Origin of the sequence: Tunicatimonas sp. (assembly GCF_049647865.1) — a bacterium.
Taxonomy (GTDB): Bacteria; Bacteroidota; Bacteroidia; order Cytophagales; family Cyclobacteriaceae; genus Tunicatimonas.
In genome coordinates this window covers 1-7,807 of record NZ_JBARYM010000370.1, presented here as the reverse complement: position 1 = coordinate 7,807, position 7,807 = coordinate 1, and the positions used below count along the sequence as shown (strand labels likewise).

The 7,807-nt window shown below is 41.6% G+C and carries 6 protein-coding genes; 2 read left to right on the top strand and 4 right to left on the bottom strand.

Translation table 11 applies throughout. From position 1 onward, the window contains the following. Nucleotides 1-256: 256 nt before the first annotated feature. Complete coding sequence (locus tag WBA23_RS11105) at nt 257-634, bottom strand: hypothetical protein (protein ID WP_424582349.1); 378 nt, start codon at nt 632-634, stop codon at nt 257-259. Between the two features lie 378 nt (nt 635-1,012). On the opposite strand from WBA23_RS11105, the gene WBA23_RS11100 reads away from it, so the two are divergent. Next, entirely contained in the window at nt 1,013-3,400 is a 2,388-nt protein-coding gene (locus WBA23_RS11100) for a penicillin-binding protein 1A (RefSeq protein WP_424582348.1), read from the top strand. Between the two features lie 18 nt (nt 3,401-3,418). Here the strand turns inward: WBA23_RS11100 and WBA23_RS11095 are convergent, their stop codons facing one another. Next, nucleotides 3,419-4,951, bottom strand: coding sequence for a PAS domain-containing protein (locus WBA23_RS11095; protein ID WP_424582347.1), 1,533 nt, complete (start codon nt 4,949-4,951; stop codon nt 3,419-3,421). A gap of 554 nt (nt 4,952-5,505) precedes the next feature. On the opposite strand from WBA23_RS11095, the gene msrB reads away from it, so the two are divergent. Beyond that, nucleotides 5,506-6,144, top strand: coding sequence for a peptide-methionine (R)-S-oxide reductase MsrB (msrB, locus tag WBA23_RS11090; protein ID WP_424582346.1), 639 nt, complete (start codon nt 5,506-5,508; stop codon nt 6,142-6,144). Between the two features lie 91 nt (nt 6,145-6,235). On the opposite strand, the gene WBA23_RS11085 is transcribed toward msrB, so the two are convergent. Together WBA23_RS11085 and WBA23_RS11080 are read right to left on the bottom strand one after the other, a co-directional pair. Then, nucleotides 6,236-7,195 (bottom strand): 2-hydroxyacid dehydrogenase family protein, encoded by a 960-nt coding sequence (locus tag WBA23_RS11085; protein WP_424582345.1) that lies wholly within the window; start codon nt 7,193-7,195, stop codon nt 6,236-6,238. 82 nt (nt 7,196-7,277) lie between these two features. After that, nucleotides 7,278-7,807 (bottom strand): TetR/AcrR family transcriptional regulator (locus tag WBA23_RS11080; RefSeq protein WP_424582344.1); only part of this gene is annotated, 530 nt, incomplete at its 5' end.

The following is a 7,807-nucleotide window of genomic DNA, read 5'->3' as shown; positions in this document are numbered from 1 at the left end:
GCGCTGTATTTCTTGTGCAGGTAAGCACTGTTCCGATACTTGGATCAGGAGGCCAGTGAGCCGACCAGTATGGGCCTCAATAATTGTTCTTTCTACGATACCTATCGTCTCTTCATTTAATTTTTTTACAGTCATAACAACGCAAATGGTGGTAGATAAAAATAAACCGCTAATCCAATGACGCATAAGTAAAAAAATTATGTTTGCACTTAGAACGATATGAAGCTAATTACCTTGTGTGACCGACCGAAAGAAGTTATACCGAGTCAGGCACTATATATAAGTCGCCCTCATCTGTAAAATATTGTTGAAATGATTTCCCATGAAAGCGTAGCTGAAACTCGTACAGTTGTGACGGTTGATCCGATGATTCCTCTCCAATAGCTTCCTGCAAACCTTCGTCTTGTAGTAAAAATACTTGGACTATTTCGGTGTGTTGAAAGACGCTCGTCTGAAAGGCACTTAGCACTTTTTTGGGAATCTCGTGTTCACCGAGGGGAATTTTACCCTCATAGGGCGCATCGGCTTCGTAAAAGTCTGACTGATCAAATGCAACAGCTTCGTAGGATATATCCTGAGCCTGAGCAATTGAAATCACCGTAAATAAACTTATAATAAATGTGATACTCTTCATAACCGTTTCATTAACCTGAATGTGAAATTTCTGTATTCGCAGTGGTGTTAGAATGATGCCACTATTATATTTAGTTGATTGTCAATGCTATATAAACAGAAAGCAGCGATGGCTAGTGAGGAGGTAACTAACAGATTGGGGAAATTATCAACAATATTTAGCAGAAGAGTTTGGAGTTAAGCATAGTAACGCACAAAAACGTGAGATAAAAAATTTAAAATATCTATTAAATAAGGCACGCAGCCTTACGCTTTAAAGCCTGATTGTTCAATAATTTCGCGTCTATCACGCAATGAGTATCTATTTCCTTCGTAGTATTGCTAGAAATTTGGCTCAAGGCAGATTGCTGCCTATCGAAATGCCATCTACAGGTTACGTATGATAAAAAGAATTCGTTTTTTTCTGGTTCAAGAACAGAGACGCTTCATGCGTCGACCGGTTCGGTTTATAGTATCGCGATTATTTTTACTGAGTTTAGTAGGAGCATTTTCAGTTCTTGGTTTGCTCTACGCGGTTTATGCAGGTTGGTTCGGCGAACTACCTAATTACGCCGAGCTAAAAGATATTCGCAATCATACCGCCTCGGAAGTTTACTCCTTTGATGGAAAACTCTTAGGTCGCTACTACATTGAAAACCGAACGGTTACTACTATTGACAAAGTGCCATCATCATTATTAAATGCCTTGGTAGCTACCGAAGATGCTCGTTTTTATGAGCACCAAGGAATTGACTACCGTAGCTTGGGGCGGGTGCTGGTAAAAAGTGTTTTGCTTCAAAATGAAAGTTCAGGCGGAGGTAGCACACTTACTCAGCAGTTGGCCAAAAACTTGTTTCCCCGGCAGCGCCACGGTTTGTTGACAATGCCCGTTAATAAAATTCGTGAAGCTTTTATCGCCCATCGAATGGAGAATTTATACGCCAAAGAAGAAATTTTAATGCTATACCTTAATACGGTTCCCTTTGGCGGGAACGTATACGGCATTGAAGCAGCCTCCCGGCGATTTTTCAATCGTTCGGCTACTAATTTGCAAGTAGAAGAGTCAGCGGTTTTGGTAGGAATGCTTAAAGCCACTACCGCGTACAGCCCCCGCTTGTATCCGGAACGAGCTCAACAGCGACGCAACGTAGTGCTCGGTCAAATGAATAAATATCAGTACCTAAGCAATTCAGCGAAAGATTCTCTACAAGTTTTGCCCTTAACCATAGATTACAATTTTATTACACATAATACCGGATTAGCTCCCTACTTTCGTGAAAAGCTGCGCCATGAGGTGCAGCAGTGGCTGAACGAACACCCGAAGGAAGACGGTAGTAAGTACAACCTTTATACTGATGGACTAAAAGTTTATACCACAATAGACGCTCGTTTGCAGCATCACGCCGAAAATGCGGTAAGGAAGCAGATGACAGAACTGCAAGAAACCTTTGATAAGCACTGGGAGGGCCGACGACCTTGGGGAGAAGATGAAACGATGATTCGCCGGGCCATGATGAATTCGGATCGTTACCGGCGTGGAAAACGGGCTGGGAAGTCAGATGATGAAATCCATGTGGAATTCACCACACCTGCGCTTATGACACTTTTTAGCTGGGCCGGGGAAACAGAGAAAACGATGACTCCGCTAGACTCTGTTCGCTATTATCAGATGTTTCTGAATGCCGGATTTTTAGCCATGCGACCGGAAAATGGACATATTAAAGCCTGGGTAGGTGGTATTGACCATAAATACTTTCAGTACGACCACGTGACCGCTAAACGGCAAGTTGGTTCTACTTTTAAGCCGGTGGTCTACGCAGCCGCATTAGAAAGTGGGGCTGATCCTTGTGAGTATATTTCTAATGAACGCCGTATTTATACTGCTTACAAAGACTGGTCACCGGGTAATTCTGATGGAAAGTACGATGGCTACTACTCCATGCAGGGAGCATTGACTCACTCGGTAAATACGGTAGCGGTAGATTTAATGATGAATACTGGAGTAGATCGGGTAGTAGACTTAGCACACCGTATGGGCGTAAAGAATGATTTGCCACAGGAGCCAGCTATTGCCTTGGGAACGGCTGATCTATCACTCTACGAAATGCTGACTGTCTACAGTACGTTTGTAAATAGGGGTATGACTGTGAAGCCTATTTACCTACTAGGTATCGAAGACCAAAAGGGTAACAAAATTGCCAATTTTAATAGCAAGCCCGAATTTAAACGTTCTCTTTCTCAGCAAACGGCTGATGTAATGGTGCAAATGATGAAGAGCGTAGTAGACAGTGGTACCGCACGTCGCATCCGCTATCACTACGGCATAAAGAATGACATGATTGGTAAAACTGGCACTACCCAATCGCACGCCGATGGTTGGTTTATTGGAGCAACTCCCAAATTGGTAGCTGGAGCTTGGGTGGGGGGCGATAATCGCTTGGTTCGGTTTCGTAATATTAGTCTAGGGCAGGGAGCTAATACCGCCCTACCAATTTGGGCTAATTTTATGAAATCGTTTACCGAAGATGCCACCTTCAAGAAGCTTCGTACTGCCCGCTTTCCTCAGCCATCTCGCCGCACACAATCCGCTTTAGCTTGTGACTTCTACCGAGAAGAAGAAGAGAGAGGCTTTTTACGAGAGCTGTTTGCTAAGAAAGATAGAGGTGAAGGAAGGCCGGAGCGCATTTATCCCCCTAACTCTACCCGTCGGCAATCTGCTAAAAAGGAGCAAGATGAAAAAAAGAAAGGCCTTAAAGGGCTTATTCGTAGTATATTTGGGGGAAATTAAGAATGAAATCTATTCGTGCTAAACAATAAGATCCTTATAGGTGACAGCAGTGATTTCCTGAATCTGGTCGTCCAAAATGTTGGCTGTATCTTTTAGATATACCAAGTATTTATTAATACTAGGGTCTTTATTTTCTAAAGAAATAATATTGATTAATCCTAATAAGGTAGCTAATGGACCTCGTACTTTATGGGATTGTATCCACGATATCCTTCGAAGTCTTTCGTTCTGATTTATTATCTTATTCTGGTAGTTAATTAGCTCAGTAACTTCATTCGCGATCATTACTACGTTACTTACCGTATCTTTATCATCAAAAATAGGTTGAAGCACACATAAAAAGTGCTGTTCAGCAAACTCAACTTGGTACTTCACTGGTTTACCTTCTAGTGCTGTATCAAAGTTTTCAGCTAAAATCTCAAAATGCTTATCACCAATGGCCTCTTTAATAGAAGAACCAATAAACTCTTCCGGTTTAATACCAAATTTCTGGTATCCAGATCCATTTGTGTAGATGATTACTAAATCGCGATTGATTAAACTAACTGAACCATTCGGAAAGTTCTCAGCAATAATCTTAAGTTGTTGCTCGTAATATTGCTTTTCTGAGGCTAACTTCCGGAGCTTCGATACATCCCGTACGTTGTGACTGATGCCAATAATTTCTTTATTGTCGCTATAGACAGGGAAAAGGGAAAAAAGCCAGACTTGATCATCTTCTGTTTCTTCAAATTCTATTGTTTGCCCATCCAGTACCTGCCGATACAATCCATTCATTTCATCACGTATCCGGGGGAGTATATAGTCCAATGAATTATCACCAACCCGGGCGGGCTTTCCAAAAATATCCTGGGTAATCTCCTGGGCCAACTTATTGTTGTACTGTATTACCAAATCAGGATCAACGAAAGTGGTAGCTTCGTTTTTAGAATCATACAAAGCTCGGAGTTTGAAGGTGCTGTTTTTTGCTTCAGTTAAAGCTAGTTTCAGATCTCTACTAATTGGTATAAAAATATACCGTATCTCCAGTAGAATAATAAATAATGAGATAAGAAATAACAAGACTTCAATAATGATGATGAAAAGCAACTTCCTTTCAGACTCTCGCTCCAGCAAATTTACTACCTCATCCATCTTCGCAAGAAATATATCCTGGTTACGATTAACCTCATTCAATAAAGAACTGCTTACCTGAATAGCTTGAGTATGCTTTCCCATCTTTTTAATAGAATAGGTAAGCTCATCCAGTAGGGCATTAATAGTGCGTTCGTATTCCGAGAATGGCAAAATAGATGTTGGGCGGTTAAGCAATTGATGGTGTGTTTGCTGCCAAAGCTGGTACATTGTATGCAACTGAGGTAAGCTACCGCTGTCTTCGTAGAGTTTATATAGTACTAGATTAATCCGCTGGCTAAGCATGCGCTGACGTCCGGCAATATTGATGTAGTAAACATCATCTTTGATCTGCTGAAAGCAGAATTGAATAAACAGCTGGTTTACCAATAGAACCGCCGCAGCGATAATTGCACCAAAGAAGTACTTTTTATACATTCATATTTAGGAAAGACTTATACAATGCAACTAGCAGATTATTGCAGGAAGGATAATTATACTGCTAGAAATGACTACATACAGTTTTATGTAAGTAGGTTCATTGTGAACAATATAAAGAAATTACTGATTGAAGTTAAATAATAAACAAAATTATTCTATAGCTGTATGTAATACCGTTTTTTAAATGGGGGATATTTATTGCCAGACCTAGCCGCTCGGCCCCATAAAAAATATTGAAAGAAATCTTGTACTCGAGTTATTGAAGGCGGCAGATGAGTTTATTGAGATAGAAAATTGAGAATATGACGAGAAGGGTTGTAGTAGTCTTTACGAGTGGCGAGTTATGGAATGCTTAGGATTATATAAGACCTCCGCGAAAAAAGCTAGTAATTCAGTATAAGTTATTAGAAACGACGGAAAGCAAATCAAAATTATTGCTGCTTAGGGATAACGTTTGTCGGCATGTTTACGGTATTATAATCATAACTGTTTCGTTAAACCATTCACTAACCTAAGCCGTTTTATCGGTAGAGAAACTAAACGTAGAAATTATGCAAACGATTAAAATAATAATAAGCACCACTTTTCTAGCTCTAGTAGTGTTGCTGGCGGCGTGTTCGCGCCAACCCAGTAATGCGCAGAATAATGCCGACGATAACGAAAATGCGATGGAATCATCAACCTCGGATTACGATGAACGTTACATCGGCATTTGGGCGGATGAAAATTTTCAGTACCCGATTCAAAAGAGTGAGCAGGAGTGGAAAGAAATGTTATCCGAAAGTGAATTTAATATTTTGCGGGAAGAAGGAACCGAGCGAGCGTTTTCCAGTCCACTAAATGATGTGAAGGAAGAAGGTATATTCTATTCAGCTGCTACCGGACAGCCGTTGTTCGTAGCATCTACCAAATTCAAATCTGGCACGGGTTGGCCCAGCTTCTACGAGCCTATTAATAAAGACGCAGTGGTGCTAAAAGAAGATAATCGCTACGGTATGACCCGTATTGAAGTAGTTGATAGTAGCAGCGGTTCTCATTTAGGGCACGTTTTTCCCGATGGTCCTAAACCGACCGGATTGCGCTACTGTATGAATGGTGAATCGCTACTATTTGTAGCTAAAGGGCAAGACCCCCCCGCACTAGTAAAGGATTACTTAGAGAAATTCCCGGAAGAAAAACCAGCGATGTAATTCATAGTGGAAAATTGACAGTTGATAATTAATGGCTGCTACTGAGCTGATTCTCACCAATTATCAACTTTCCAATATCCATTTTCCACTCTCAATTAACTTGATGAGGAGGAGGTGTTCCCTCGAAGAACGTGACTAGGTTGAGGGCCGCTTCGTGGGCCATAGCAATTCGAGCTTCTATTGTTTCAGTACCGATGTGCGGAGTTAGCACTACATTTTCTAATTGAAGTAGTTCATCGGGGATATGTGGCTCTTCTTCAAACACATCTAAACCAGCACCAGCTAACTTTCCGGTTTGCAACCGTTTTATAAGTGCTTGTTCATCTATCACGGGTCCTCGAGCGGTATTAATTAAGTAAGCTGATGGTTTCATCTTATCAAGCTCCGCCGCCCCCAGCAAATGGTGGGTACTTTCGGTAAGCGGAGTGTGCAGACTGACTACATCCGACTGCTCCAGCAATTCATCTAACGAAACATAACGCGCACTCACTTGCCGTTCAAAATGATCGAAAAGACGATTTCGCTGGTAATACAGTGTGTTCATTCCAAAGGTAACCGCTCGTCGGGCTACTGCTCGACCAATCCTTCCTAATCCGACAATTCCTAAAGTTTTTCCGTAGATCGAATGTCCGGTATGCTGTTGCAACATACCCCAAATAAAGTCTGAATCATCACTGCGAAGCTTACGGTCACAGTAGGTAATATTACGCAGCACCGCAAGCATCAATCCGAAGGCAGTCTCAGCCGTGGCCTCGGTAACGGCGGTAGGAGTGTTGGTGACTATAATACCTTTTTGAGTAGCGTATTCTACGTCAATACTGTCGTAGCCCACTCCGTAGTTAGCAATTATTTTCAGGTTAGAAGCTGCATCAATGATATCAGCATCGACCGAAACGTTAATAGCTAAGTAACCATCAACTTCCGGAATTTTCTCCAAAATCTCTTCTCGCGAAAAGCTATGCTTATCAGTAGGGGAGATGACTTCAAAGTGTTTTTTCAGTGGTTTAATTCCCTCTTCGGGCAAGGTGTACGATACCAGAATCTTCTTCATTAGTAAAAAAATACATAGGGTAAAATGATGGGCAAAAAGTAAATGATAAACCAGACTATTACTAAGGAAATTAGTAAAAATTTTAGGCAATCACCCGTAAAGCTACTTCAACTACGTCTTGATAAGTAGAAGCATCAGGATTAGCCCGGGCCATCACCCGCAACCCGCTAAAAGTATTGTAGTAGAAGCGAGCTAAGGCTTCCGGTTTGAGGTTTGTATTCACCTCACCTCTCTGTTGAGCTTGGGTAAATAGTTCACTCAGCACCGACTCTACTTGCTGTTGGTTCTCTCGTACAATATCGGCTATTTCAGGATCATGAGCTCCCATTTCAGTAGCCGAATTAACCACCATACAGCCTTTACGCTCCTTATCATGCAAACATTCCTGTACTGCTTCGCTCAAGATCATTCTAATAGTCTCCTGAATCGTAAGGTCAGTGGTTTTCCAGCGGTCAAATTGGGTGCGGTTTTTTTCGCGGTAACGTTGCAGAGCCTGCATGTAAAGCTGATGCTTATCCCCAAACGTATTGTACATACTTGCCCGATTGATTCCCATACGATTTACTAAATCTTCGTAGGAAGTGGCGTGATAGCCTTTCTGCCAAAAGACTG